Annotated in this window: 20 protein-coding genes; 15 read left to right on the top strand and 5 right to left on the bottom strand. The window is 70.0% G+C overall.

The genetic code is table 11. The features are described 5' to 3' along the window. The first annotated feature begins 16 nt into the window (after positions 1-16). The 10 genes from ACOGI9_RS12240 to ACOGI9_RS12195 all read left to right on the top strand — a co-directional run bounded on the left by ACOGI9_RS12240 (position 17) and on the right by ACOGI9_RS12195 (position 11,276). Positions 17-358, top strand: a complete 342-nt coding sequence (locus ACOGI9_RS12240; protein ID WP_419857398.1) for a PadR family transcriptional regulator — start codon at positions 17-19, stop codon at positions 356-358. Further along, on the top strand, positions 351-998 hold the full coding sequence (locus ACOGI9_RS12235; RefSeq protein ID WP_419857397.1) for a hypothetical protein: 648 nt from the start codon (positions 351-353) through the stop codon (positions 996-998). Before ACOGI9_RS12240 ends, ACOGI9_RS12235 begins: the two co-directional genes overlap by 8 nt. A 12-nt stretch (positions 999-1,010) precedes the next feature. Next, complete coding sequence (locus ACOGI9_RS12230; RefSeq protein ID WP_419857396.1) at positions 1,011-1,703, top strand: hypothetical protein; 693 nt, start codon at positions 1,011-1,013, stop codon at positions 1,701-1,703. 316 nt (positions 1,704-2,019) lie between these two features. Further along, on the top strand, positions 2,020-4,359 hold the full coding sequence (locus tag ACOGI9_RS12225) for a DUF1592 domain-containing protein (protein WP_419857395.1): 2,340 nt from the start codon (positions 2,020-2,022) through the stop codon (positions 4,357-4,359). After that, positions 4,359-5,750 (top strand): DUF1552 domain-containing protein, encoded by a 1,392-nt coding sequence (locus tag ACOGI9_RS12220; protein ID WP_419857394.1) that lies wholly within the window; start codon positions 4,359-4,361, stop codon positions 5,748-5,750. Before ACOGI9_RS12225 ends, ACOGI9_RS12220 begins: the two co-directional genes overlap by 1 nt. Beyond that, on the top strand, positions 5,750-7,531 hold the full coding sequence (locus tag ACOGI9_RS12215) for an ankyrin repeat domain-containing protein (protein WP_419857393.1): 1,782 nt from the start codon (positions 5,750-5,752) through the stop codon (positions 7,529-7,531). The genes ACOGI9_RS12220 and ACOGI9_RS12215 overlap by 1 nt, the downstream gene beginning before the upstream one ends. Then, positions 7,525-9,084: an acyl--CoA ligase gene (locus ACOGI9_RS12210; RefSeq protein WP_419859292.1), complete on the top strand. Its 1,560-nt coding sequence runs from the start codon at positions 7,525-7,527 to the stop codon at positions 9,082-9,084. Before ACOGI9_RS12215 ends, ACOGI9_RS12210 begins: the two co-directional genes overlap by 7 nt. A gap of 34 nt (positions 9,085-9,118) precedes the next feature. Continuing rightward, positions 9,119-10,096 (top strand): 2-dehydropantoate 2-reductase, encoded by a 978-nt coding sequence (locus tag ACOGI9_RS12205; RefSeq protein ID WP_419857392.1) that lies wholly within the window; start codon positions 9,119-9,121, stop codon positions 10,094-10,096. Further along, positions 10,093-10,527, top strand: coding sequence for a VOC family protein (locus tag ACOGI9_RS12200; protein WP_419857391.1), 435 nt, complete (start codon positions 10,093-10,095; stop codon positions 10,525-10,527). The genes ACOGI9_RS12205 and ACOGI9_RS12200 overlap by 4 nt, the downstream gene beginning before the upstream one ends. A 14-nt stretch (positions 10,528-10,541) precedes the next feature. After that, the gene (locus ACOGI9_RS12195) at positions 10,542-11,276 is read left to right on the top strand and encodes an ion transporter (RefSeq protein WP_419857390.1); all 735 of its coding nucleotides are present in this window, start codon (positions 10,542-10,544) and stop codon (positions 11,274-11,276) included. Positions 11,277-11,302: 26 nt separating this feature from the next. Here the strand turns inward: ACOGI9_RS12195 and ACOGI9_RS12190 are convergent, their stop codons facing one another. Then, on the bottom strand, positions 11,303-12,784 hold the full coding sequence (locus ACOGI9_RS12190; protein WP_419857389.1) for an Nramp family divalent metal transporter: 1,482 nt from the start codon (positions 12,782-12,784) through the stop codon (positions 11,303-11,305). A 286-nt stretch (positions 12,785-13,070) separates the two neighbouring features. Here ACOGI9_RS12190 and ACOGI9_RS12185 point away from each other — a divergent pair, with 286 nt between their 5' ends. Next, a complete protein-coding gene (locus ACOGI9_RS12185) occupies positions 13,071-13,598 on the top strand; it encodes a lipocalin-like domain-containing protein (protein ID WP_419857388.1) in 528 nt (175 codons plus the stop codon). Further along, positions 13,595-15,418: an amidohydrolase gene (locus ACOGI9_RS12180; RefSeq protein WP_419857387.1), complete on the top strand. Its 1,824-nt coding sequence runs from the start codon at positions 13,595-13,597 to the stop codon at positions 15,416-15,418. The genes ACOGI9_RS12185 and ACOGI9_RS12180 overlap by 4 nt, the downstream gene beginning before the upstream one ends. Positions 15,419-15,421: 3 nt before the next feature. Here ACOGI9_RS12180 and ACOGI9_RS12175 read toward each other — a convergent pair whose 3' ends face one another. Together ACOGI9_RS12175 and ACOGI9_RS12170 are read right to left on the bottom strand one after the other, a co-directional pair. Next, positions 15,422-15,904 (bottom strand): thiol-disulfide oxidoreductase DCC family protein, encoded by a 483-nt coding sequence (locus tag ACOGI9_RS12175; protein ID WP_419857386.1) that lies wholly within the window; start codon positions 15,902-15,904, stop codon positions 15,422-15,424. After that, positions 15,901-18,264, bottom strand: coding sequence for a choice-of-anchor B family protein (locus tag ACOGI9_RS12170; RefSeq protein ID WP_419857385.1), 2,364 nt, complete (start codon positions 18,262-18,264; stop codon positions 15,901-15,903). Before ACOGI9_RS12170 ends, ACOGI9_RS12175 begins: the two co-directional genes overlap by 4 nt. Before the next feature lie 212 nt (positions 18,265-18,476). Here ACOGI9_RS12170 and ACOGI9_RS12165 point away from each other — a divergent pair, with 212 nt between their 5' ends. Continuing rightward, positions 18,477-20,546 (top strand): S9 family peptidase, encoded by a 2,070-nt coding sequence (locus tag ACOGI9_RS12165; protein WP_419857384.1) that lies wholly within the window; start codon positions 18,477-18,479, stop codon positions 20,544-20,546. Between the two features lie 45 nt (positions 20,547-20,591). On the opposite strand, the gene ACOGI9_RS12160 is transcribed toward ACOGI9_RS12165, so the two are convergent. Next, positions 20,592-21,896 carry an ATP-binding protein gene (locus ACOGI9_RS12160; protein ID WP_419857383.1) on the bottom strand — a complete coding sequence of 435 codons (1,305 nt, stop codon included), beginning with the start codon at positions 21,894-21,896 and terminating at the stop codon, positions 20,592-20,594. A 109-nt stretch (positions 21,897-22,005) separates the two neighbouring features. Continuing rightward, positions 22,006-24,660: a M14 family zinc carboxypeptidase gene (locus tag ACOGI9_RS12155; protein WP_419857382.1), complete on the bottom strand. Its 2,655-nt coding sequence runs from the start codon at positions 24,658-24,660 to the stop codon at positions 22,006-22,008. 141 nt (positions 24,661-24,801) lie between these two features. Between ACOGI9_RS12155 and ACOGI9_RS12150 the strand changes: the two genes are divergently transcribed. Together ACOGI9_RS12150 and ACOGI9_RS12145 are read left to right on the top strand one after the other, a co-directional pair. Further along, the gene (locus tag ACOGI9_RS12150; protein ID WP_419857381.1) at positions 24,802-26,076 is read left to right on the top strand and encodes an NRAMP family divalent metal transporter; all 1,275 of its coding nucleotides are present in this window, start codon (positions 24,802-24,804) and stop codon (positions 26,074-26,076) included. Positions 26,077-26,090: 14 nt separating this feature from the next. Then, the gene (locus ACOGI9_RS12145; RefSeq protein ID WP_419857380.1) at positions 26,091-26,933 is read left to right on the top strand and encodes an MOSC domain-containing protein; all 843 of its coding nucleotides are present in this window, start codon (positions 26,091-26,093) and stop codon (positions 26,931-26,933) included. Positions 26,934-26,955 lie beyond the last annotated feature (22 nt).

The raw sequence follows: 26,955 nt of genomic DNA, 5'->3' as shown, positions 1-26,955 counted from the left end.
GCACAGGGGTCTCCGGATGAAGAAGCCGGTTTACAAGGAGTTGGTGGCCGCGTCATCGCGCCCGATGGTGCTCTCCATCCTGTCGGGCGGCGAGACGTACGGGTACGAGATCCTCAAGCAGGTCCAGCTGCTCTCCGGGGGTGAACTCGAGTGGTCCGACGGCATGCTCTACCCCGTCCTGCACCGGCTGGAGCGTGACGGACTCATCAAGGGCCGCTGGCAACTCACCGACGCGGGACGGCGTCGCAAGTACTACCGGTTGACGGGCCGCGGGAAGCGACAGCTCTCAACCGATCGGGAGAGTTGGCGGGCCGTGTACGGAGCCCTCCAGATGTCCTGGGGAGGCAGCCATGTTTGAGTTCGAGAATGAAGTCCGACGGTGGCGGAGCGCACTGGATCGCAGGTCGTCGCTCTCTCCTCGCGAACTGGATGAACTCGAAGATCACCTGCGCGCCCGAGTCGACCTGGAACTGGAGTTGGACGCCGCCCTGGCCCCGACGGAAGCCTTCGCGATCGCCCGGCGAGACCTCGGTGAACCGAAGGCGCTCTCCAGGGAGTTCGCCCGGGCCGGGCGACCCCGCTGGAAGCCTCTGCTTGCCGGTGCCATGGCCCTCTACGCGGCTTCGATACTGCTGCCCGTGCTACACATACAACTGCTTCCGGCGTCGTGGGGCTTCGAAGCCTGGGTACCGCGCGGGTACGAGTTGCTTGCCGACATCGAGCTGCTGCCCCTGAACCTGCCGATGCTCCTGATGCTGCCTCTCATTTGGCGCAAGCCTCGACTAAAGGGCACGTGGCTCGCGGGAGTCCTCGGAGTCATCGGTTTGTCGGCTCTCGGACTCGGCGCGGCCGCGATAATCTCGGACGGTCCTGATGCGCTGGCCGCGTTGCGTCCCGGCTATTGGGTATGGTCCGCCTCGTTCGTACTCGCCTCGGCCGCCCTGTGGCTCCGCCGCCGCGGCTGGGCATCCGCCCGCCCGAAGAAGACGCTCGCTTAGGTCGGCGTAGTCGTGTTTGAACTGGACACGGAAGTCCGGCACTGGCGGACGAAGCTGGAGCGGGGCTCGTCGCTGTCGGCCCGCGAACTGGATGAACTCGAAGATCACCTCCGCGCGCGCGTCAGCCTCGAACTCGAGCTGAATCCGGCTTTGACCCCCGCCGAGGCGCTGGCCATCGCTCGCGAAGAACTGGGCGAGCCGAAGACGATATCGAGCGAGTTCGCGAGGGCGGGACAGCCCCGGTGGCGGCGCGTTCTGTGGGCGGCGTGGGCCCTGTACGCGGCCTCGTTTCTCCTTCCGACTCTGGTGACCTCCGGAGTGGTCAGCCCGTCGGGCGGCGTCGTGGACTTTACAGCCTACGGATACGAGTTCTTCGTCCGCGTCTTTCGGGAAGGCGAACTCGGACCGCCGCTGGTCGTGCTGCTCCTCAACCTCCCCATGCTGATGACGCTGCCGACGCTGCGGCGCTCCCGCCGGTGGAAAATGCCGTGGCCGCTGCTTGGATCCATGGGCGTCGGGGCGCTCGGTTTCGGCGCTCTCAGTCTCGGATGGCCTCCGACGATCATGGCCGATGGCGGGGGCGGACCCGGGTATCTGGGTCCCGGCTATTGGGCGTGGTCCGCTTCTTTCGTCTGCGCCGCCGCCGCCCTCTGGCTCCGCAAACGCAATTGGGCCTCCGCCAGGCCGGATGCGTTGAACGCGTGAACTAGCTTTCACCTGGCGATTCGGACAGCGTTAGCACAAGGGCCCGGCTGGCCGGGCGATCTGCGTCGATGGTACATTTTCCAGTTGGTGTATCCTTGCGCCCTGCGGGGTGCGACGCGGTTGCCCGGAAGAGGCTTCGGCCATGCGAACATCGCTTCTGCTGCTGGTTGCAGCGGGCGTTCTCCCGAGTCCAGCCGTCGGTCAGGAGGCCGGCGGGGCGAGGGGCGCCGGGCATCCCCCGGCCAGTTGGCCGCAGCCGATCGCACCGCTGACCGCGCCGACACCGGCTCCCGCCGTCGACACGCTCTCTGTCGAAGTGGCACAGGGCGTGGTGGCGGAGACCTGCCGCCGCTGCCACAACCCCCGACGCGTCAGCGGGGGCATGTCGCTCGAGACCTTCGAGGCGGCCTCGGCCGCCGACAATGCCGTGATCGCGGAGCGGATGGTACGGAAGCTGCGGGCCGGGATGATGCCGCCCGTCGGCGTGCGCCGCCCAAGCCCTGACAGCCTGCGGACGCTGGCCGCCGTCCTCGAGTCGCGCCTCGACGCGGCCTGGGAGGCGAACCCGAATCCGGGACGGCGGACCTTCCAGCGGCTGAACCGGGCCGAGTACTCGCGCTCCATCTACGATCTCCTCGACCTGGACATCGACGCGGGCGACTATCTGCCGCTCGATACGAAGAGCGCGAACTTCGACAACATCGCCGACGTTCAACTGCTCTCCCCGACGCTGATGGACGGGTATCTGCGCGCGGCGAGCGAGATCAGCCGGCTCGCGATCGGCGACCCGGAGGTCACGCCGAGCGAGGCCACGTTCCGGGTGTCGCGCTGGACCTCGCAGGCGGAGCACGTCGAGGGCACGCCGTACGGGAGCCGGGGCGGCGTCGCGGTGGACCACAACTTCCCGGCCGACGGAGAGTACGTCTTCCGCGTCTCCTTCCATCACGAGACGACGGGCGCCCTGTTCGGGAACGGCAAGGGGGCGCTGCACACGACCGATGAACCCGAGCGGATCGAGATCTCGATCGATGGCGAGCGCGTCGCGCTCCTCGACATCGACCGCTGGATGCACGTCTCCGACCCCGACGGCGTGAACCTCCGGACCGATCCCGTCTTCATCGAGGCGGGGCCGCACCGGGTGGCGGCCGCCTTCATCCGCACCTTCGAGGGGCCGTCGCAGGACCTGATGTCGCCGCACGACTGGTCGATCGCGAGCACGAGCATCACCGACGCGTACGGGTTCACGACGCTGCCGCATCTGCGCGACCTCGCGGTCACGGGGCCGTTCGCTCCGGCGGGGATGTCGTCCACGCCGAGTCGCGAGCGCGTGTTCTCGTGCCGTCCCTCGGCGCCGGACGACGAGGCCTCGTGCGCGGAGGCGATCCTCTCGCGGCTGGGGACGAGGGCCTACCGCCGGCCGCTGACGGACGACAACCTCGCCGCGCTGATGAATCTGTACCGCGCCGGGGCCGAGGGGGGAGGTTTCGAGGAGGGGGTTCGGCTCGCACTCGAGGGGATCCTCGCCAGCCCCCACTTCGTCTTCCGCTTCGAGGAACGTCCCACGCGCGAAGCGGACGGCGTGTACGCGCTGGACGACTACGATCTCGCCTCGCGGCTTTCCTTCTTCCTCTGGGCCACGGGTCCGGACGACGAACTGCTGGCGACCGCCGCCGAGGGCCGGCTCTCCGACGCGGACGTGCTCGAGACGCAGGTGCGCCGGATGCTGGGCGATCCGCGCGCCGAAGCCCTGGCCACGCGGTTCGCGGGGCAGTGGTTCCGGCTGCAGGACCTCGAGGGCATGAACCCGGACGTCCGCCTCTATCCGGACTTCGATCAGCAGCTCAAGGAGGCGATGCACCGCGAGACGGAACTGCTCTTCCACACGATCGTGCAGGAAGACCGGAGCCTGCTCGAACTGCTGACGGCCGACTACACGTTCGTGAACGAGCGGCTGGCGCGGCACTACGGCATCCCGGGCGTGACCGGAACGGACTTCCGGAGAGTCGAGATCGCCGAGCCCGAGCGCCGCGGCGTGCTGGGGCACGGCAGCATCCTCACCCTCACCTCGCACGCGAGCCGGACCTCGCCGGTGCTGCGCGGGAAGTGGGTGATGGAGGTATTGCTGGGAACGCCTCCGCCTCCGCCCCCGCCGGACGTCTCCGACCTGGAGGCGACGCCGGAGGCCGAGGAGGGCCGTTTCCTCACGGTGCGGGAGCGGCTGGAGATGCACCGGGCGAGCCCGGCCTGCCGTTCGTGCCACCGCGTGATCGACCCGATCGGTCTCGCGCTGGAGTACTTCGACGGCACGGGGGCGCGGCGCATCAAGGACAGCGGGATGCCGATCGACGCACAGGGCGAACTCTACGACGGCACGCCGGTGACGAGCGCGGCGGATCTGCGCGCGGCGCTTCTGGCGCGGCCCGTGCCGCTCGTGCGCGCGTTCACGGAAAACCTGCTCGCCTACGCGCTGGGACGGCGGGTCGAGTACTACGACATGCCGACCGTGCGCTCCATCGCGCGGCAGGCCGCCGAACAGGACCACCGCATGTCCGCGTTCATCCTCGGCGTGGTCAACAGCCCGGCATTCCGCCTGAAGGGGACCGAAGCCGTGGTCGACGACATGGAGGCGGAAAGCCAGGGATCGCAGGAGGACTGATGGAGTTCATCACGGGGAAACACCTCTCTCGCCGGACCTTCCTCCGGGGCGCGGGGGCGACCGTCGCCCTGCCGTTCCTCGACGCGATGGTGCCCGCGGGTCGGCTGTGGGCGCGCGAAGTCGAGGATCCGACGCGGCTCGTCTGCATCGAGATGGTGCACGGTTCGGCGGGGAGCAGCGGGTTCGGGGCGGCGCAGAACTACTGGTCTCCCGCGGCGACGGGCCGGGGGTTCGACCTGTCTCCGACCGCGCTGAGTTCGCTCGAGCCGTACCGGGACTACCTCACGATCATCAGCGACACCGACGTGGAGCCGGCCGAAGCCAGACAGCCGAAGGAGATCGGCGGGGACCACTTCCGGTCGAGCGCCACGTTCCTCACGCAGGCGCACCCGAAGCAGACGGAGAGTTCGGACGTCTTCGTGGGGCCGTCGCTGGACCAGCTCTACGCGAACCGCTTCGGGCAGGACACGCCGATCCCGTCCATGCAGCTCTGCATCGAGAACGTGGACCAGGCCGGGGGCTGCGCGTACGGGTACGCGTGCGTGTACACGGACACGATCAGCTGGTCGTCGCCGACGCAGCCGCTCCCGATGATCCGGGATCCGCGGGTCGCGTTCGACCAGCTCTTCGGGGCCGGGGGGACGCCGGAGGCGCGCGCGGCGCGGCAGCGTTCGAGCGCCAGCATCCTCGACTTCCTCACCGGTGAAGTCGCGAGCCTCAGGGGTCGGCTCGATCCGTCCGACCGGCAGCGCATGGACCGCTACCTCGAAAACGTGCGGGAGATCGAGCGCCGCATCCAGCGGGTGGTGGCGCGCAACGAATCCGGCGAAGACCGGGACCTGCCGGAGGCCCCCGCGGGCGTGCCCGACTCGTTCGACGAGCACGTGAAGCTGATGTTCGACCTGCAGGCGCTCGCGTTCCAGGCGGACATGACGCGCGTGTTCTCGTTCAAGATGGGACGGGACGCGTCGGGACGGGTCTATCCCGAGAGCGGAATCGACCGGGGCTTCCACCCGGCGTCGCACCACGGCGACAACGAGAACAACATCACGGACTTCGCGCAGATCAACCGCTACCACGTCGGGCTCGTCCCGTACTTCCTCGACCGGCTGAAGGCGTCGATGGAGGGGGACACGCACCTGCTCGACAAGACGATGATCATCTACGGGTCGCCGATGGGGGACCCGAATGTGCACAACCACAAGCGGTGCCCGCTCTTCGTGGTGGGCGGCGCGCAGGGGCGGATGGAAGGCAACCAGCACCTGCGGGCCGCGCCCGGGACGCCGATGGCGAACGTGATGCTGAGCCTCATGCACCGGCTCGGGATGGACGACATGACGAGCTTCGGGAACAGCACCGGGACGTTCTCCTTCGCGGAGACGACGGACTGATGCGGCGCGCGCGATCGATCGTCTTCGCGGCCGCGGCGCTGCTCGCGCTCGGGGCCGCCGCCCCGGTCGGGTCGCCGGTGGGGCCGGGCGGGCCGGATGCTCCGGTGGCCGACGCGGCCATGCGCGGCGATCTGGACGCCGTGCGGTCGCTGCTTGCCGCGGGCGAGGACGTGAACGCCGCGCGGGGCGACGGCATGACGGCACTCCACTGGGCCGCGATGAAGGGCCGGCCCGACGTGGCCGACGTGCTGATCGAGGCGGGCGCGGCGCTCGATGCGGGCACGCGGCTGGGCGGGCACACGCCGCTCCACGTGGCGAGCCGCGCGGCGCACGCCCCGCTCGTCGAGGCGCTGCTGGCAGCGGGAGCCGACGCCGACGCCGCGACGTCGACCGGCGCGACCGCGCTGCACTTCGCGGCGGCCGCCGGGTCGCCCGGGGCAATCGAGGCGCTGGTGCGCCACGGCGCCGATCCGGACGCCCGGGAGCCCGAATGGGGCCAGACGCCGCTCATGTTCGCCGCGGCGGCGGGCCGGGCCGGCTCGCTGAACGCCCTCATCGACGCGGGGGCGGACGCCTCGGCCACCGCGTACGTGCTCGACATCGCGGCGCGCGACGCGTGGGACCAGCTCGACCGCCGCGAACGCAATGCCCGCGTGGCCGCGCTCCGGGCGGGCCGCGCGCCGCCGGCGCCGTCACCGCGCGAAGCCGCCCCGAGGCCGACCGCCGGCCCCGGCCCCGGCCTCCAGACCGTGCGGCTCGAGGACCCCGAGGAGCCCACCTGCTCCGGCTGCCTCGGCAACTACGCCGACCTCGTCGGCACGCACGGCGGGCTGACCGCGCTGCTGCTCGCGGCCCGCGAAGGCCACCGCGACGCGGCGCTGACCTTGCTCGACGCGGGCGCGGACATCGACCAGCGGAGCGCCGCGGACGGCACGACCCCGCTGCTCATCGCGATGATCAACGGGCACTTCGACCTCGCGATGGAACTCTTCGCGCGGGGCGCCGACCCCAACCTCGCGAGCGACGCCGGCGCGACCCCGCTGTACGCGGCGCTCAACATGCACTGGGCGCCGAAGGCCCGGCACCCGCAGCCCACGGACGTGCACCAGCAGGAGTGGTCGTACCTCGACGTGATGCGGACGCTGCTCGAAGCGGGCGTCGACCCGAACCCGCGCCTGAAGAAGTCGCTCTGGTTCACGACGTACAACCGGGATCTCCTCGGCGTCGACCGCACCGGCGCCACGCCCTTCTGGCGCGCCGCGCACGCGCTCGACATCGACGCCATGAAGCTGCTCCTCGAGTACGGAGCCGATCCCGCGACGCCGACCGCGAAGGTTCCGGCGCGGCGCTACGGCCGAGGCGGAGACGACATCGATCACTCCGGCCTCGACCCGGTCCCCGTGGGCGGCCCGGCGGTTCACCCCATCCACGCGGCGGCCGGCGTCGGCTACGGGCAGGGCTTCGCGGGCAACTCGCACCGCCATGTGCCGGACGGCTGGCTGCCGACCATGAAGTTCCTCGTCGAGGAACTCGGCGCCGACGTGAACGCGCGCGACCACAACGGCTACACGCCCGCCCACCACGCCGCCTCGCGCGGCGACAACGAGATGATCCTCTATCTCGTCGAACAGGGCGCCGACGTGACGCTCGTGGCCCGCAACGGCCAGACCACCGTCGACCTGGCGAACGGGCCGGTCCAGCGCGTGCAGCCGTTCCCGGAGACGATCGCCCTCCTCGAGAGCCTCGGGGCGAAGAACAACCACCGCTGCGTCTCCTGCTGACCATTCGGGAACTGCTTGCGGGCGGTTCGGGGGGGAGTCCCGCCATCGCCGCCCCCGGCCGCGAGCCGCTGCACTTCGACGGCCTCCGCCGCCAGGTCGAGCGCACCGTCGCCGCGCTGAACGGCTTCGGGATCGGTCGGGACGATCGCGTGGCCATCGTGCTCCCGAACGGACCCGAAATGGCCTCCGCCTTCGTCTCCGTCGCGTGCGCGGCTACGGCAGCCCCCCTGAACCCGGCTTACCGGCAGCCCGAACATGAGTTCTACCTCTCGGATCTCAGCGCGAAGACGCTCGTCGTCGAAGCGGGAAGCGACTCCCCGGCGCGCGCCGCGGCCGCCCGCCACGGGATCCCGGTGCTGGAACTGCACGTGGGCCCGGAGGCTCCGGCGGGCGAATTCGAACTCGTGCCGGAGGGAGCCGGGGAGGACGTATCCGGCGCGGGCCCCGCGAACGGGAGTTCGGCGGCGGGCGGCGTTCGGGGAGGCCTGGCCGAACCGGAGGACATCGCGCTCATCCTCCACACCTCGGGGACGACATCCCGACCCAAGATCGTGCCGCTCTCACACCGGAACGTGTGCGCCTCCGCGGTCAACGTTCGGCACACCCTGCGGCTCACGGCCGATGACCGCTGCCTGAACGTGATGCCGCTGTTCCACATTCACGGGCTCATCGCGGCGGTCCTCGCCCCGCTCGGCGTGGGCGGATCGATCTTCTGCACCCCCGGCTTCAACGCCCTCCGCTTCTTCGGGTGGCTCGACGAGGCGCGGCCCACCTTCTACACCGCCGTCCCCACCATGCACCAGGCGATCCTGGCGCGCGCCGCGCGCAACCGCGACGTGATCGAGCGGCACCCGCTGCGCTTCATCCGTTCCGCCTCCGCCGCCCTTCCGCCGCAGGTGATGGCGGAACTCGAAGAGGCGTTCGGCGCCCCCGCGGTCGAGGCCTACGCGATGACCGAGGCGGCGCACCAGATGACGTGCAACCCGCTCCCGCCCGCGGTGCGCAAGCCCGGGACGGTGGGGATCGCCGCCGGCCCCGAGGTCTCGGTCATGGACGAATCGGGCCCGCAGCTCCTGCCGGCGGGCGACATCGGCGAGATCGTCATCCGCGGCCCCAACGTCAGCGACGGTTACGAGAACAACCCCGAAGCGAACGCCGAAGCCTTCACCAACGGCTGGTTCCGGACGGGGGACCAGGGCGTGATGGACGACGAGGGCTACGTCACGATCACGGGTCGCCTGAAGGAGATCATCAACCGCGGGGGAGAGAAGATCTCGCCGCGCGAGATCGACGAGGCGATCCTCGACCACCCGGCCGTGCGCCAGGTCGTGGCGTTCGCGATGCCGCACCCGAAGCTGGGCGAGGAGATCGCGGCGGCCGCGGTGCTCCGCCACGGGATGGAGGCGACGCCCCGCGAACTTCAGGCGTTCGCGGCGGAGCGCCTCGCCGACTTCAAGGTCCCGCGCAAGATCCTCCTCATGGACGACATCCCCAAGGGCCCGACCGGCAAGATCCAGCGGATCGGCATGGCCGAGAAGCTGGGCCTGACGTGAACCGCGCGGCCCACGGGAGCCGGACGGCCCTCTGATGCGGATCTGCATCTACGGGGCAGGCGCGATCGGGGGATACCTCGGCGCGCAACTCGCGCTCGCGGGGCGGGACGTCACGCTCATCGCGCGCGGCCCCCACCTGAAGGCGATGCAGGAGCACGGCGTCCGCCTCCTGATCGACGGCGAGGAGCGCGTCGCCCACCCCCGTTGCACGGACGACCCGGCGGAGGTGGGGCCTCAGGACTACGTGATCATCACCCTCAAGGCGCATTCCGTCCCCTGGATCGTGGAGCCGATGCAGCCCCTGCTCGGGCCCGACACGGCGGTCGTCACGGCGACGAACGGCCTCCCGTGGTGGTACTTCTACCGGCTCGACGGACCGTGGCGGGACCGTCGCCTCGAAAGCCTCGACCCCGGCGGGGTGCAGTGGGACGGGATCGGCCCGGAGCGCGTGATCGGCTGCGTCGTGTACGCGGCCACCGAGGTGTCCGAACCCGGCGTCATCCGCCACCTGAAGTACAACCGGTTCACGCTCGGCGAGCCCGGCGGCGAGAAGACCGAGCGCGTGCGGCGGCTGGCGCGCGCGTTGATCGACGCCGGGTTCAGGGCCCCGGTTCGGGGGATCCGGAACGAGATGTGGGTGAAGCTGTGGGGAAACGTCGCCTTCAATCCGATCAGCGCCCTCACGCAGGAGACGGTGGACACCATCGCCCGGGACCCGGACACGCGCGCCGTCGCGAAGACGATGATGCTCGAGGGACAGGCGGTCGCCGAAGCCCTGGGCGCCCGCTTCTCGATCGACATCGAGCGGCGGATCAACGGCATCGAGGCCGTGGGCGCGCACCGCACGTCGATGCTGCAGGATCTCGACAAGGGCCGTCCGATGGAGATCGACGCCCTCGTCACGGCCGTCCAGGAGATGGGGCGGATGGTCGACGTCCCCACCCCCACGATCGACGTGGTCCTCGCCCTCGTCCGCCAGCGCGCCCGCGTCGCCGGCGCCTATCCCGTATGAAGAACCCACCGGACGGCTGGCCGCGGATCACTCCCGCCGTGTTCTACGACGACGCCGGGGCCGCGATCGACTGGCTGGCGGACGCGTTCGGGTTCGAGGTGCGGGAGAGGATCGAGAACGAACAGGGGCAGGTCGTCCATTCCCAGCTCTCGCTGAACGGCGGCCTCATCATGGTCGGACAGGCCGGGCTCACGCCGGGCCGGACCTACCCCCGCTCCCCGCGGGCCGCGGATGGCGCGAACACGCAGTCGCTCATGGTCTACGTGGACGACGCGGACGCGCACTGCGAGCGGGCGCGCGCGGCCGGCGCCGCGATCACGACCGAGCCGGCCACCCAGGACTACGGCGAGGACTACTGGTCCGACCGGAGCTACGAGACCCGGGACCTCGAGGGGCACTACTGGTGGTTCGTGCAGCGATTGCGCGGATAGCGGAAGAGCTGCCGATGACCATACGCGACATCGTGGAGGGCTCGGACACCGGGTCCGGCCGCTGGTTCGACAAGTGTGTCTTCTTCCTCATCATCGTCTCCCTCGTGGCGATGTCGCTCTCCACCCTCCACCAGTTGCCCCCCGCGTGGAGGGCCGCGCTCGCCGTCTGTGAAATCGTGATCGTCGTTCTCTTTACGATCGAATACGTCCTGCGGATTGTCGCGGCCGAGCACAAATGGTCCTACGTCCGCAGCTTCTACGGCATCGTCGACCTCGTCGCGTTTCTTCCGTTCTACCTCTCGCTCCTGTCTGTCGGAATCGACCTGCGGGCGGTTCGCGGACTGCGGTTGCTCCGTGTATTCCGGCTCTTCGAGATGGCGCGATACAGCACGGCCGTCACGAGGCTGGCGACCGCGGTGAAGTACGCGCGGAACGAAGCGCTGGTGTTTCTCTTCGCCACGCTGGTGCTGCTGTATATCGCGGCTCTCGGCATCCATCACTTCGAACACGAGGCCCAGCCCGAAAAGTTCGAGTCGGTGTTCCACAGTCTGTGGTGGGCGGTCGTGACACTGACGACTGTGGGGTACGGGGACGCCTACCCGGTCACCGTGGGCGGCAGAATCTTCACCTTCATCATATTGATCTGCGGGATGGGGATCGTGGCCGTGCCCGCCGGACTCGTCGCGACAGGCATGTCACGGGCGGTGGATGATGAACGGCGGGCCGGGCGGCCCGAGCCCGAGAGTTGACCTGCGCGCGTTGAGCTGGCGTCGGACTACGCGCCGAACAGGGGAATCCTGAACACGCGCGCGAAAATCAGAATGCCGCACAGGCCGGTGAAGATCAGCAGGCTCAACCCTCCGAACCATCGGGCGAACCACGACGGGTAGAAGAGGTCGTCCTCCTTCGGGATCACCTTCAGGCAGAAATAGAGGTTGAAGAAGTAGATCACGGGCGCGACGAAGAAGGCGAGCGCCGAGGCCACGAGCACGAGGAATACGGGGCGCGGGTCGAACGTGATGTAGAGGACCGAGGCGATGAGCGAGTAGAACATCGTCATCCGGTAGATGTTGTACTCGGAGTTCCAGGTCCGCCGCCGTTCGGGATCCGCCCGATCCTCGGGCGATATCCCGTTCAGGCGCGCCGTCGTGCGGAAGAGGTTCCGGCAGCAGGCGCCGACGATGCGGGGCCATCCGTCGAAGTAGTTGAAGGCGGTGGAATACGTGGCCGCGAGCGCGCCGAGCATGAAGATCATCATCATCCCCGGCCCCACGCTGAGCGTGAAGATGCCCGCGATCTCTCCCATGACGGCGCGTCCCTCGATCGGACTCGGATAGAGCCACACCGCGGCGAGGAGGACGAAGATCGCCGCGAGCACGAAGGAGACGACGTGGCCGGTCCGGAAGTCCCAGAGTCCGATCCGGAACCAGCGCCGGCAGTACTCCCGCGCGTGCGGGGAGAGCCGCGCGGTGTCGACCGCGAGGTCGGAGGCGGGCGAGGTGAAGGGATCGAAGCGGGGCGCGACGCCGGTCGCCTCGAGGTGGGGCCGGACCTTGCTCATGCCCGCGCGCTTCGCCTTCCCCCACTCCGACGCCTGCAGCGAGACGTCGATGCCGGTCGGCAGGAGGCCGAGGAAGCCCGCGATCACGAGCCACGACCCGTCCGGGATCTCGAAGAGGAAGAAGTTCCCCATCTCGGCGAGCGGCGCCGGCTGGACGATGTAGACGGCGACCGACGAGAGGACGAGGACGCCCGCGAGCGCCTTCGTCGTGTTCTCGACGGCCTTGTAGCTGCCCCGGAGGATGATGGCGACGGAGAGCACGCCGAGCAGCGCCGCGTACGCTTCGAGCGGGACGGGAAGACCCAGGTATTCGCTGAACAGGTAGTAGAGCACGGCGGCCGCCGCGATCAGACGCCCCGCCTGGCCGATCGCGCACTGGATGAGCGTCGTCGCCATCACGTACCAGAGCGGCCACTTCCAGCGTGCCGTGGCATACGCCTCGAGGAGGCTCTTCCCGGTGGCGTTCGTGAACCGGAAGGCCATCTCGAACCCGTAGTACTTGAACACGTAGGCGACGGGCAGGCACCAGAGGAGGGCGTAGGCGAACCGGCCCCCGGCGGTGGGCGCGGTCACGACGTGGCTCGTTCCGATCCCCGTCATCATGAGGATCAGCCCGGGGCCGAAGTGAGCGAACAGATCGCGCGGCCGGAGCGACGGGAGGGTGAAGTCCTCCGGATTCAATCCGTCGTCGGCCATCGGTTCGCGATCGGACACTAGTGTCGTGTTCCCCCGTTCAGGGACCACCGCTTCACGCCCGTGCCTTCGGGCCGGACCCGGAAGGTACACCGGACATCGCGCCCTGCCGAGAGGGTCGGCGATCCGTGTGCGGGCGAAGCTCCAGACGTTCCCGCGGGAACGTGGGAAAAACCGGTGCGGGAAAAAGCCGCAGTGGAAAGGCGCCGGGATTGGACCTATCGTCCCTGGCAGCCACGGGCCGCCAGACCGCTGAAGACGCGCGCGGCCCAGCGAAGCGGAGGTGCGAATGTCTGCGACCCATCCCCGAGTGCGCCGCGTCTGCTGCGCGCTGACCCTGGCCTTCGCCGCGGGCTGTGCCCCGGAGCCCGCCGCCGAAGCGGACAACCCCTTCGTCGGGGCGTGGTCGCTCGCCTCGTGGGAGAGCCGCTCCGCCGCGGGCGAGGTGACGCTTCCCTACGACGGGAATCCCGCCGGCCAGATCGCCTACACGGCCGACGGCCGCATGTCCGCGCAGCTGATGCAGGTGGGGCGGGAACTCCCCGATGCCGCGGAGGCCACCGGCCAGGAGATGCGCGACGCGATCCTGGGCGGCTTCTTCTCCTACTACGGAGACTACAGCGTCGACATGGAGGCGGGTGTCGTCACGCACCACGTGGAGGGCGCGCTGCTGCCGAGCTGGGTCGGCTCGGACCGGCCACGCTCGTTCACCTTCGACGGGCCGGACCGGCTGATCCTGAGCACCGAACCGGACCCCGCGCGCGGCGGAGGCGCCGTGGGCACCCTCGTCTGGGAGAGAGTTCGAGGACAACGATGAAGAAATGGGTGATCGCGGCCGTCGCGCTGACGGCGGCCTGCGGAGGGAGCAGTCCGGACGAGCCGGCGGATCTCGTCCTCCTGAACGGAGATGTGTACACGCTCGACGAGGCGCGGCCCGCCGCCGAGGCGATCGCGGTCCGCGGCGAGCGTATCGCCGTCGTCGGGTCGAACGCGGAGGCGGAGGCGCTCGTGGGACCGGACACGCGCGTCATCGATCTGGACGGCGCTTTCGTATCGCCCGGCTTCAACGACGGCCACGTGCACGTCGAGAGCACCGGGGCCCTGATCGTGGGCGTGAACCTGCTCGAGGTGCACGAACCGGACGGCTTCCGCGAGGAGATCGCGCGCGCGGCCGAGCGCCTGGCGCCCGGCAGTTGGATCACGCGCGGCGACTGGGGCGCCTACGAGGAGTGGGAGGTGGGATCGACCGGCCGCGAAGGGGAGGGCGGCGACGCGGAGGGCGGCGCCGGGAGTGCCGGCGGGCCGTTCACGCCGCACCGCGACCTCATCGACGACGTGACCCCGAATCACCCCGTCCTCGTGAACCGCTTCGACCGTTTCGTGTACCTCGCGAACAGCCTCGCGCTCGACATGGCGGGCATCACGGACGCCACGCCGTCGCCACCCGGCGGCATGATCGCGAAGGACGAGGACGGCCGGGTCACGGGCATCCTCACGGGCTCCGCCGTCGACCTCGTCCGGGCCGCCATCACGCCCAAGTCGTTCGAGCAGCGCCTCACCGAGGTCCGCGCCGTGCTCCAGGAGGCCCGCGAGGGCGGCGTCACCACGATCCAGGACATCACCTCCTCCGAGCAGTTCCGCGCCTACCAGGAACTGCACGCCCGCGGCGAGCTGACCGCCCGCATCAACATCCGTCCATCGCTCGACAACGTGACCCACACCGGCGGGCTCGGGATCACCCGCGGCTTCGGCGACGACTGGCTCCGCTTCATCGGCTACAAGGCCTGGGTCGACGGGATCATGGGCGGCTCCAGCGCGATGTTCTACGAGCAGTACGACCACGCGCCGGGCAACTTCGGGATCGTGCGCCAGATCATGCTTCCCGAGGGCATCGATGGCCTCGCCCTCTCCCTGACACGCGGCCAGAACTACGCCGAGTTCCCGGAGGGGAACCTCCAGCGGCTCATGGAGGAGGCGGTGCCCACGGGACTCCCGCCCCACATCCACGCCATCGGCGACAAGGCGGTGAAGATCCTGCTCGACCTGTTCGAGGCGGTGTTGAGCGAGCAGGACATGATCGAAGCGGATCACCGGTGGCGGATGATCCACGCCCAGGTGGTGGAGGAGGCGGATTTCCACCGTTTCGGCGAACTCAACCTCGTGGCGGAGGTGAACCCGTACCACATCTCGGACGACATGCGGTGGATGGAGGAGAGGATCGGCGGGCGATCCCGCGGCGCGTACGCGTTCCGCTCTCTCAAGGACGCGGGGGCGGTGCTCGTGTTCGGGAGCGACAGTCCCGGGACGAACGCGGCCCGCTACTTCCTCCATCCGAGGTACGGGCTGTACGCGGCGGTGAGCCGGCAGACGCTCAGCGGCGAGCCCGCCGAGGGCTGGTTCCCGGAGCAGCGGCTCACGATCGAGGAGGCGATCGAGGCCTACACCCGGAACCCGGCCTGGGCCTCGTTCGAGGAGGACATCAAGGGCACGCTCACGCCCGGCAAGCTCGCGGACATCGCCGTGTTCGACGTGGACCTGATCGAGGCCGGCCGGAACGATCCCGCGCGGCTGCTCGAGGCGGAGGCGCTGTACACGATCGTCGGCGGCCGCGTCGTCCACGAACGCGGCGCCCCGTAGAGGTCAGGGTACAGGCCCGGCGGTGTCGATAAACCGCCAGCTCTCTTCGTTCCGGGGCAGTTCGCAGGCCGTCTCCTTCCCGAACCAGCGGTAGCGGTTCCGGGCTACGAAGCGGTAGGCCCAGTCGCGCAGCGGGGCGGGGACGACCAGGAAGACCGCGAGCAGCGGCCACCCCGCGTCGAGCCCCGCCGCGATGCGAAGCGCCGCGCCGCTTCGCGCGTGGGTGCGTCCGTCCGCCACGAGAATCAGGGATGCGGGCGGTTCTTCAGCTTCCGGTAGCGGCTCGCCGGGTCCGGGTGTCTCGACCCCCGTCGCCGCGAGGATCCGGCGTCCCGCGTCGGACTGGAGCGCGGCGAAGCGGAAGCGGCCGCGGCGGTCCCGGCGGATGATGAAACGGACGGCGCCCGCACACAGGTTGCAGACGCCGTCGAAGAGGACGATGGGGCCCTCGGGGTTCGGGTCGGCGGGCCGCGCCGCGTCGCTCACGGCACGAGGCGCGGTCTCGCCATGTTCTTGAGCAGGAAGAGCCCGTCTCCGGTCCCCGTCACCGCGATCGTGCCGCTCGCGAAGTAGGGGTAGTTGCTCCACGACGCGCCGCCCTGGTAGGGCGAGGTGTCGAAGAAGCCGATCTCGACCGGGTTCTCCGGGTCCGAGATGTCGAGCACGCGGAATCCGGCCGAATAGTTCGACTGGTACATGATGTCGCCGACGATGTAGAGGTTGTGGTCGGTGGCGGTCGTCTCCGCGATGTACTCGGTGACGAGGATCGGATCGTCGAGGTCCGTCACGTCCCACACCAGCGTGCGCGTCCCCTCCACGAGACCCTGGGGCTCGTCTCCCTCGTCGTTCATGTAGAAGTAGCGGTGGTCGTCGGTCAGCCAGCCCTGGTGCGCGTAGGCGACGTTCGGATAGTCGATCGTGGCGAGGCCGACGGGCGCGTCCTTGTCGCTCACATCCGCGATGTTGAACGCCGTCTCGTTCGAGCCGAGGCAGATCTCCTTGCCCACGTGCTCGGCGTCCGGGCCGCGGTAGGTGACGCACTGGGCGTCGTGCACGTAGCCCGTGCCCCGGCGTCCCGTCCCCTCCTGCGCGAAGCAGCCCGCGAAGACGGGTTGGGCCGGATCCTCGAGATCGATCATGTGGAGGCCGCCGCCGCAGGTCTCGCCTCCGCCGCTGTTCCCGACCGCGTACGCGAAGCCGGTCTCCTCGTTGATGACGATGTTGTGGGCGGAGTGGATCCCGTCGTAGAGGAACGTCTCCTCGAACGTCACGGGTTCCGCGCCCACGTCGCGCAGTTGCCGCAGGTCGAACACCTGCACGCCGTGCTCCAGCGCCGCGTCCGCGACGATGTAGGCGTGGTCGCGATACACCTTGATGTCGCGCCAGATCATGTGCCGCGAGCCCTCCGTGGCGGGCAGGTCGCCGAGGAAGCGGGGGTGGTACGGGTCGCTGACGTCGACGAACGAGGTGCCGTCCGTACGCCCGACGATCGCGATTTCGCGCCCCGTCTCCGGGTCGGTCCAGCCCCAGATGTCGTTGACGCGCGTGGCGCGGGTGCCGCCGAGATCCTTGATCGGCATGAAGGCGGTGATGTTCACGTCCCGGCACTCGAAGACATCCGCCTGGCCCTCGGTGCACTCGATCTCCTCGCCGGCGAGGGCGGGGAAGCCGCGGTAGTCGTTGACGAGCGTGCCGCCCTCCTCCCAGGAGCCGGCGGCGGACCGTTCGTAGACGACGGCGGCGCCGGCGCCGGAATCCATCCCCGTCGCGCCGACGACGAGGTGGCCGCCGGATTGTGCGGCCGCGCCGGCGAAACCGGAGCGCTCGCCGAGCGGAGAGCGCAGAAGGATGGAAGCCTCGCGCCACTGCCCTTCGGCATCGCGCCGGTAGGCGTACAGGGTGCCGGCGCCCATGCCGCTGCCCGCAGCTCCGATGAGGATGTCGCCGCCGTCGAAGCCGAGGGAGGACCCGAACTGCGCGTTGGGTTCGGGCAGGAGCGGGCCGAGGCGCGCCTCCATGGCCCAGCCCTCGGCGCCCCGCGAGAAGGCGAAGACGGCCCCGCCGCTCTCCCGGAGGGTCGGGGCGCCCACCAGCGCGAAGCCGTCTCGCACGGCGAGCGAGGTCCCGAATCCGCTGCGCTCCTGGAGCGCCGGCGCTTCGAGCGTCCCGGTCGCCGTCCACGACCCCGACCCGCCGCGGGCGAAGGCGAACACGACGGGCGCCGCGTCGCCGGACTCCCTCGTGCCGACGAGCAGCGTTTCGCCGTCGAGGGCCAGCGCCGCGCCGAACCCCTCGGTGGCCACGCCCTCCGCCCGCCGCAACGCCATGCCCGCGGACGCGGACCCGTCGGGGCCCAGCGTATACGAGAACACCGCCCCCCGTCCGTCATCCGCCGCGGGGGACGACACGATCGCGACGCCCTCGGCGAGCGCGATGGCGCTCCCGAACGCCCGCGCGCCCTCCGGCGCCTCGAGCCGTGCCGCCCGCTCCCAGCCGCCCGCCCCGTCGGACCGGAACAGGTAGACCGCGCCGGCCCCGTCCGCTTCGAGCGGTGCGCCCGCCCACAGCCAGTCTCCCTGCGTGGCGATCGCCCGGCCGAACCCGTCCGGCACCCGCACCTGGTCGGACACCGTCACCTGCCCCGTCTCCGCCCAGCCCGAGGCCGTCCGGCCGTAGACCCATACGATGCCGGACATCGTGCCGTTGCCCGCTTCGCCGACCAGCACCTGGTCGCCGCTCACGGCCAGCGCGCCGCCGAACTGCTGCCCGTCCGCGGCCTGAGGCGCCGCCAGCGCCAGGCCCGCCGCGAGGGCCGGACCCGCGAAGAAAAGGGTTCGCCGATTCATGAGGTTCTCTCCCGGAGTTTCGTCCAACGGAATTCACGCACGCAGCGTCCAAGCCGCTTCCAAGCTGCGCCAGGCTGCTTCCAAGCTGCGTCGGTCCCCGGCGGACACGCCAGCGCCCGGTCCTTTCCGGCGCAGCGCGGGAGTTTCGCGAGGCCCGTTGTCCGGCGTACGTTTCAAGTCTGCGCTTATTCCGCTTTCGGCAGGAGGTATCCATGTATCGCGCCGCCCGCTTCGCTTCCGCGAGCCTGCTTCTTCTCCTCTTCGTCGGCCTGGCGCCGGTCTCGGCCCAGAACGGCGACGGGATGAGAACCCTCTCCCTCGACATGTACATGGACTGGGAACGGGTCTCGAATCCCCAGATCTCCCCCGATGGCCAGCACGTCGTGTACACGCGCGGCTGGATCGACCAGATGAACGACCGGTGGGAGTCCACGCTCTACATCATGAACGCCGACGGCACCCGCAAGCGGGAGCTGATCGACGGGTCGGGCGCCATCTGGTCTCCGGACGGCACGCGCATCGCCTACACGGCGTCGGGCGACCCGGAAGGCTCGCAGATCTGGGTCCGCTGGATGGACGCGGAGGGCGCGACGACCCAGATCACGCGGCTGGAGCACTCGCCCGGCAGCCTGCGCTGGTCCCCGGACGGGACCCATATCGCCTTCACCATGTTGGTGGAGGACGCGGAGAGCTGGCCGATCGACCTGCCGAGCCGGCCGGATGGGGCCAGCTGGACGGAGGGCCCGAAGATCGTCACGCGCATGGACTACCGTCAGGACCGGCGCGGGTACGTCGACCAGGGCCACTCGCACATCTTCGTGGTGCCGGCCGACGGCGGCACGCCGCGCCAGCTCACCGACGGCACGTGGAACCACGGCAACCCGCAGTGGAGCCCCGACGGGAGCGAGATCTACTTCTCCTCGCTGCGTGAGGAGGACTCCGAGTACAACTGGCGCGAGTCCGAGATCTACGCGGTGGACGTCGCCTCGGGCGCGATCCGGCAGCTCACGACGCGGCACGGCCCGGACGGCGGCGCCTATCCCTCGCCCGACGGCAGCCTCATCGCCTACGCGGGGCAGGACTGGAACGACGACACGTACCGCAACTCCCACCTCTACGTGATGAACCCGGATGGCTCGGGCATCCGTCAGATCTCCGGCGACTTCGACCGCGGCATGCGGGGGAGCCCGCAGCTCATGTGGGCGCCGGACGGGAGCGGCGTCTACTTCAACGTGAACCGCGAGGGCACGCGCAACCTGCACTTCGCGTCCGTGGACGGGGGCGTGACCCAGGTCACGAGCGGCAACCACCTCCTGAGCCTCAGCTCCTTCACGGAGGACGGGAAGGCGATGGGCACGCTGACCGAGCCGCACGGTCCCGGCGACGTCGTCTCCTTCGATCTCGACGACGGCGGCAACCTCATGCAGCTCACGCACGTGAACGACGACGTGCTGGCCGGGGTCACGCTGGGCGAGGTCGAGGAGATCTGGTACAAGTCGGTCGATGACTGGGACATCCAGGGCTGGATCGTGAAGCCGCCCGACTTCGACCCGTCGAAGAAGTACCCGCTCATCCTGTCGATCCACGGCGGACCGCACGGGATGTACAACACCGGGTTCAACTTCGGCTGGCAGGAGCACGCCGCGAACGGCTACGTCGTCGTCTACACCAACCCGCGCGGCAGCTCCGGGTACGGGACGGACTTCGGGAACGCGATCAAGAACGCCTATCCGTCGAAGGACTTCGACGATCTGATGGCGGGCGTCGACGAGGTCGTGGACCGCGGCTACATCGACGAGGACAACATGTTCGTGTACGGCTGCTCCGGCGGCGGCGTCCTGACGTCCTGGGTCGTCGGCCACACGGACCGCTTCCGGGCCGCCTCGGCGAACTGCCCGGTCACGAACTGGCTCTCGTTTGTGGGAACGACGGACGGGCCCGGCTGGTACCGCAACTTCGAGCACTTCCCGTGGGACGATCCCTCGGAGCACCTGCGCCGCTCGCCGCTCATGTACGTGGGCAACGTGACGACGCCGACCATGCTCATGACGGGAGAGATGGATCTGCGGACGCCGATGCCGCAGACGGAGGAGTACTACCAGGCGCTCAAGATGGAGCGGGTGCCGACGGCGATGATCCGCTTCCGCAACGAGTGGCACGGCACGAGCAGCACGCCGTCGAACTTCCTGCGCACGCAACTCTTCCTGCGCAGCTGGTTCGAGCGCTTCGGAACGCACGACGACGGCGACACGCGCGCCGTCTCCGACGACGCCAGCTCCTGACGAAACAACCTTGACGGGCCGGGGCGCCAACCGCCCCCGGCCCGATCAGGGTCCGAGCGCGCCGATGGGGATGACGCTCACGCCATCCGGCCGGCAGTAACCGTAGCGACTTCCCGTAATCACGCCGAGCGCCGCCGGTTTGCCGGTGCGTTCCGTATCGACCCGGTCCGCGAACTTGCGGAGAGTCTGCGCCGCCTCCTCGATCCTTCCGGCGCCAAGCTTGATCTCGAAAGCCGCCCACCTCTCAGGTCCTGCGTCCACGATCGCGTCGACCTCGAGATCGGTGTTGTCGCGGTAGTGGTGGACGGACGCGCGCGTGGCCTGTGCGTAGACGCGCAAATCCCGGACGGCCATGGACTCGAAGAGGAACCCCATCCATTGAAGGTCGCGCAGGAGGTGTTCCGGTTCGGCGCCCAGCGCCGCCACGGCGAGGGACGGGTCGACGAAGTGCCGCTTCGGTGTGTTCCTCATCCGCGACCGCGAGCGCAGGTGCGGCGCCCACGGCCGCTGATGCTCGACGACCATGAGCCGTTCGAGCGCCTTCAGGTACGAGTAGGCGGTCTCGGTCGAGAGCGAGACGTCCGAACCGCCCGCGTCCTCGGCCATCGTCGCGACGGTGGCGCACGTCGCAGTATTTCGCGCGACGGAGTCCAGGAAACGCCGCACCCGTTCGGGGTCTCTCGCGATGCCGTCGACCCGGCGGATATCGGTACGACAGATCTCGTCCAGGTAGTCCCGGTTGGCCTCCAGCGCGTCTTCCACGGACCGTCGCAGGAGGTGTCCGGGCCACCCGCCGACGCACAGCAGTTCCGCGATCTCGGTGAGCGACATGTCGTGCTTCAGGCTCGGCGCGGGCTCTCCGCCAAGCAGGCGCTTCAGCGAGACGCGCCCCCCCGCACGCTCCGGCGGAGCGCGGCCCTTCGCCTGACCCAACTCGAACAGCGACATGGGGCGGAGCCGGAGTCGGCTCATCCGCCCGGCACCCGTGTGCCGCGTGATGTCGTCGGGGGGGACGGCCGATCCCGTGAGAATGAAGTGCCCTTTGCCGGGGCGGTCATCCACGGCCCGGCGGATGTAGTTCCAGATGTTGGGTTCCACCTGCCACTCGTCGATCAACCGGGGTGTGGAGCCCTCCAGAAGGAGCCGAGGGTCCACCGCCATCGCCTCGGACACGGATGGGTCCGCATCCATGAGCACTTCGCTCGATGCGGCCTGCCGGGCGGTCGTCGTCTTGCCGCAGACGCGGGGGCCCTCGATGACGACAGCGCCCGCCGAAGCGAGACGCCGGGCCAGCTCGGGGTCCGCAACGCGGGGAACGTAGTCCGGAACGGATCGATCGTTACGTGCCATGATCGTGAATCTGGCAGTTCGTTTGGCGATCTGCAACGTCTACGGTCGATGTATTGCAATAGTATTGATCGTAGTTTTGCAACGAAGGTGGTCGTAGTTGTGCAATTTCCTATCGCCCAGGCCCCAAGAGGACGGCGTTCATGAACAGGAGTTGCGTCGCCTCGGTGTAGGCGCGGTAGTTCGGGTCTTCGGCGAAGGCGACGAGTTGTCCTCTTCCCACCGGCTGGTGGATGAGGAAGGCCTTGCTCGCGAGTTGCGGGCGCGACTCCTCCCACACGATCCCGCTCAGGACGAGATCCTCGAGCGCCGCGTAGCGTCCCACGTTCGTGCCCTCGTCGAGTGTGATCGGACGGAAGACGCGGGAGCCCGAGACGAGGACGCCGATCTCGCCATCCGTGCCGGCGGCGAGCCAGTGCTCCGTGTCGAGCAGGGTGCGCAGGATCGCGCCGGGCACGCCCTCCGGCGATTCGTCTTCGGGCGAGATCGCGTCGAGGTATTCGATGGGTTGCTCGGGGGTGCCGGGCTCCGGCGGGTCGTCGCCCTCGGCGCGGCCGCCCCGGCGCTCCGCCTCGGTGGCGAGGAGCCCCGTCCGCGCGGCCCAGCGCGAGGACTCCGCCATCGTGATGAGCGTGCCGCCGTCGCGCATCCACGCCTGGAGGCGATCCCGCAGCCCTTCACCCACGGCGCCGCCGTAGTTGCCGCTCGGGAAGACGATGACGTCGTAGTCGGCCAGCCGCGCCTGGCCGAGGCTGGACGCCCGCACGGCCGTTGTGCGCTGGCCGTAGCGCCGCTCGAGGACGTAGCGCGTCCAGCCGACGGAGTAGCTCCCGCCCGGGGAATCGTAGACGAGGAGCACGCGCGGCTCGCGCAGCGCCCGGACGCGGCGGCTGCCGAGCGACATGCCCTCGCGCACGTACGCGTCGTCGATGGGCACGACCTCGGCGCGGTGCCGGGCGGCGATGCCGGCCAGGCGCTGGCGCAGATCCTCACCGTTCTCGGCCGTCCGGAGGATGGCGGTGCCGACGCCGAAGCGGCGCCCGTCCAGCGTGAACTCCGCACCGGCGGCCCGCACCCGGAGACCCTCGCGCAGCGCCTCGGCGACCGCCGCGGCCCCGTTCGTGCCCCACGGGACCAGGTAGCCGACGAGCGCCTCGGGCAGCGGGTCCGCGGGCTCGACCCCGCCGTCGTCTCCGCCCGCGTCGCCGGCCACCTCCGGGCGCGCGGCCGCGTCGCTCGCGGTCAGCGCCGCGCCGCGGGCCCCCGTCGCCGCGGTCTCGATCGCCTCCACGTCCCACAGGAGCGGCTGGCTCCACGCGGTCAGGTCGTAGATCTCGTCCGGCTGCCGGTTCGCGCGGCGCTCGATCTGCCGCCTAACGAATTCCTCCTCCATCGGCACGTGCGCGTCGAGGAGGTTGTGGATGAAGCGGTGCCCGGGCTGCGCGAGCGGCACGATGAAGCTCGAACCCGCGGACAGCGTCCGGTCGCCCGCCGTCACCGGACCGGAGGCGCGAAACACCTCGATCCCGTTCTCGACGAGCATGAGGCCGAGCCGCTCCGCCATCCCCGGGTCGTGCGCCGAGTGCAGCACGATCTCGGCCGGTCCCCGCTCTCCGAGCGCGACCCCCTCGCGCAGGAACGCCAGGTAGTCGCGCAGGATCCGGTCCCGGTTTCGCGCGGCCGTGAGCGCGGTCTCGATCCCCGCCGTGAAGTGATGCAGCACGCCGTCGCCGTACGTGAGCAGGTCGTCGTCCGACTGCCGCAGCCGGAGACCCCCCGCGCTCGCCTGCTCATACGTCATCCCGAGCGCGCCGTAACCCATCGGCCACATGTCCACGTAGCCCGGATAGAAGAGGTCGTACACCTCCCGGTTGAAGTAGGCGAACCCGCGTTCGTCGAAACGCGCCGCGATCGCCTCCCCGATCACGTCCATGAGCGCGACCTGCCGCTCACCGAACCAGGGGTTGGAGGGCGGCGCCGTCGGCGGGAAGAAGTACGTCGCGTCCCCTCCCATCTCGTGCAGGTCCGCCACGATGTGGGGCCGGAACTCGAGGAAGATGTCCACCTTCCCGCGGGTCTCGACCTGGCTCTGGATGAAGAGGTCCCGGTTGAGGTCGAACAGGTAGTGGTTCCCGCGGCCGCCGGGCCACGGCGGGTCGTGCTCGGCGGAGACGCGGGCTTCCTCCGGCCAGCGCGCCTGCGCGACCGAGTTCTGGTACACGAAGCGGTTCCGTCCGTCCGGGTTCTCGAGGGGATCGATGAGGACGAGCGACTCCGAGAGGATGAGATCGACGTCGGGATCCCCCATCGCGGCGAGCAAGTGGTAGGCTTCCGCCATCGCGGCGCCGGCGGGGCTGATCTCGTCGCCGTGAATCGAGTGCATCAGGGCGGTGACGACGGGAAGCTCGGCGAGCAGCGCTTCCGCCTCCTCGTCGGAGAGGCCCCGGGGATCGGCGAGCCGCGCGATCCCGGCCTTGACCTCGTCGAGCCGCGCCATGCGTTCCGCCGAACCGATGACGAGGACGACGAGCGGCCGCCCCTCCCAACTCTCCGCGTACTGGATGAGATGCGTCCGCTCCGGCGCCGCCGCGGCGAGCGCCTCGATGTAGCGGATCACGTCTTCCGGCGGCGTGACGACGTCGCGGAAGCCGTGTCCCGCCACCTCTTCGAGCGTCGGGATGTCGGGGTCGTAGCGCGTTCCGGGCGCGAGTTCCTGCGGCACGGCGGGCGCCTGCATGAGCGCGGCGAGCGCGAGCGTGGATAGCACGGCGACTTCTCCAGCGTTCGGGGATTGGACGGACGGCGACTCACTATTGCACGTTCGTCGCGGCGTTGCACCATCCGGCGGGGGAGGGGCATCCTCAGGCTCCACGCACCCCCGCGACCCACGGTCGGCCGGAGAAGCCCCATGAACGAACCCGCCGCGCGTTCCCGCTCCAGCTTCTGGAGGAGCTTCGGCCCCGGTCTCATCTGGGCCGCGACCTCCATCGGCGTCTCCCACCTCGTGCAGTCCACGCGCGCGGGAGCGGAGGCGGGGTTCGCCTTCGTCGGCGTGATCGTCTTCGCGCTCGTCCTCAAGTACCCGTTCTTCGAGTACGGGGCGCGCTACGCGGCGGCCACGAGGCGGAGCCTGGTCGAGGGCTACCGCGACATCGGCCGCTGGGCGCTGTGGCTCTTCCTCGCCATCACCCTCGTGACCGCGATCATCTCGCTCGCGGCGCTCGCGATGTTCATGGCCTTCCTCACGCGCTACGCCTTCGGCGCCGAGTGGCCGCTGGCGGCGACGGGGGCCGTGCTGATGGGCGCCTGCGTGGGGGTGCTCGCGGTGGGGCGCTTCCGCGGCCTCGACATCACGATCAAGATCCTGCTCGCGATGCTCGTCGTCTCGACCGTGGCGACCGCGCTCGTGGCCGCGCCGCGGGCCGACCTCTCGACGCTGGCGCTGTGGCCGGGCGACGTCGTCGGCACCGTCGTCCCCTTCGCCTTCCTCCTCGCCCTCATCGGGTGGATGCCCTCGCCCGTCGACGTGGCGGTGTGGAGCAGCCTGTGGACGCTCGCCAAGGACAAGACGACGGGTGCGCGGACGTCGGTCGCCGACGCGAAACGCGACTTCCTCGTCGGCTTCGTCGGCACCGGCATCCTCGCGCTCATCTTCGTGTCCGTCGGAGCCACGGTCCTCTTCCAGGCGGACGTCACCCTCAGCGCCGCGGGGGCCGTGTTCTCCACGCAACTCGTCGACATGTACAGCACGACGCTGGGTTCGTGGTCCCGTCCCATCGTCCTCGTAGCGGCGATGGCGACGATCTTCTCGAGCCTCCTCGCCGTCACGGACGGCTTCCCGCGCGCGATCGAGCGCACGCTGGCGAACCTGCGGGGGCACGTCGCGGCGGACACGGTGACCCGCGTGGGACGCGTCTACTGGTGGAGCATGATCGCGCTCCCCGTCGTCGCCTTCTTCATCCTCCTCGGCTTCTCCGGCAGCCTCACCGCGATGGTGGACTTCGCGACGACGGTGGCGTTCCTCACCGCGCCCATCCTCGGCTACTTCAACCTCCGCGCCGTCACGTCGGAGGCGGTGCCGCCCGAGCACCGGCCGGGCCGCGGCATGGTGACGCTGTCGTGGGTGGGACTCGTCCTCCTCGGCGGGACCGGCCTCGCCTACCTCGTGTCGCTCGTGCGGTGAGCGCCCACCCGGCCATGGACGGAGCGGGAGCGGGGGCGCCGCGGGGCATGGTGGTGGGGCGCGTCGTGAGCCTGTACCGCTATCCCGTGAAGTCGATGGGGGGAGAACGCCTCGAGGCGGCTCGAATCACGGCGCGCGGGATGGAGGGCGACCGGGCCGGCGCGCTGGTGGATCGCGAGACGGGGCGCGTGGTGAGCGCGAAGCGGCCGCGGCTGTGGGGGGCGGTCTACGGGCTTTCGGCGAGCTTCGAACGGGAGAACGGGGCCGCGTCGATCCGCGTCCGGTTCGAGGACGGCACGACGCTGTCGAGCGCGGGGCGCGGGCGGCTGGAGGCTCGCCTGAGCGCGCTCCTGGGCCGGGAAGTGGCGTTCGCGACGGAGGCGGTCGAGACGGCGACCTGCGAGTACCACTGGCCGGACATGGAGGGACTCGTGCAGGACGGACGGACCTACCGCGACGAGATCACGGAGTGGGAACTGCCGCCCGGGACGTTCTTCGACAGTTCCGGCCTCCACGCACTGACGACGACGAGCCTCGACCACCTGCGGGAACTCGTCCCCGGGAGCGACTTCGACGTCGGCCGCTTTCGGCCCAACCTCGTGATCGAACCCGTCGCCGGGGCGCGCGGCTTCGTCGAGAACGACTGGGTGGGCGGCACGCTCGAGGTCGGAGGGGCGCGCCTGAGCGTGACGAAGCCTTGCATGCGCTGCGTCATGGTCACGCTCCCGCTGGGGGATCTCCCGAAGGACCCGCGGGTGCTGCGCGCCGCCTTCGACCACAACGAGGGGAACGTCGGCGTGAAGTGCGAGGTGGCCGAGCCCGGCGCCGTACGGGTCGGCGACGAGGTCCGACTCTAGAAGGGAGTCGCCGCTGGAGCAT

Origin of the sequence: Candidatus Palauibacter irciniicola (genome assembly GCF_965208695.1) — a bacterium.
GTDB classification, from domain to species: Bacteria; Gemmatimonadota; Gemmatimonadetes; order Palauibacterales; family Palauibacteraceae; genus Palauibacter; species Palauibacter irciniicola.
Note: the sequence above shows the minus strand (reverse complement) of the source record. Positions and strands in the feature narration are given on the sequence as shown.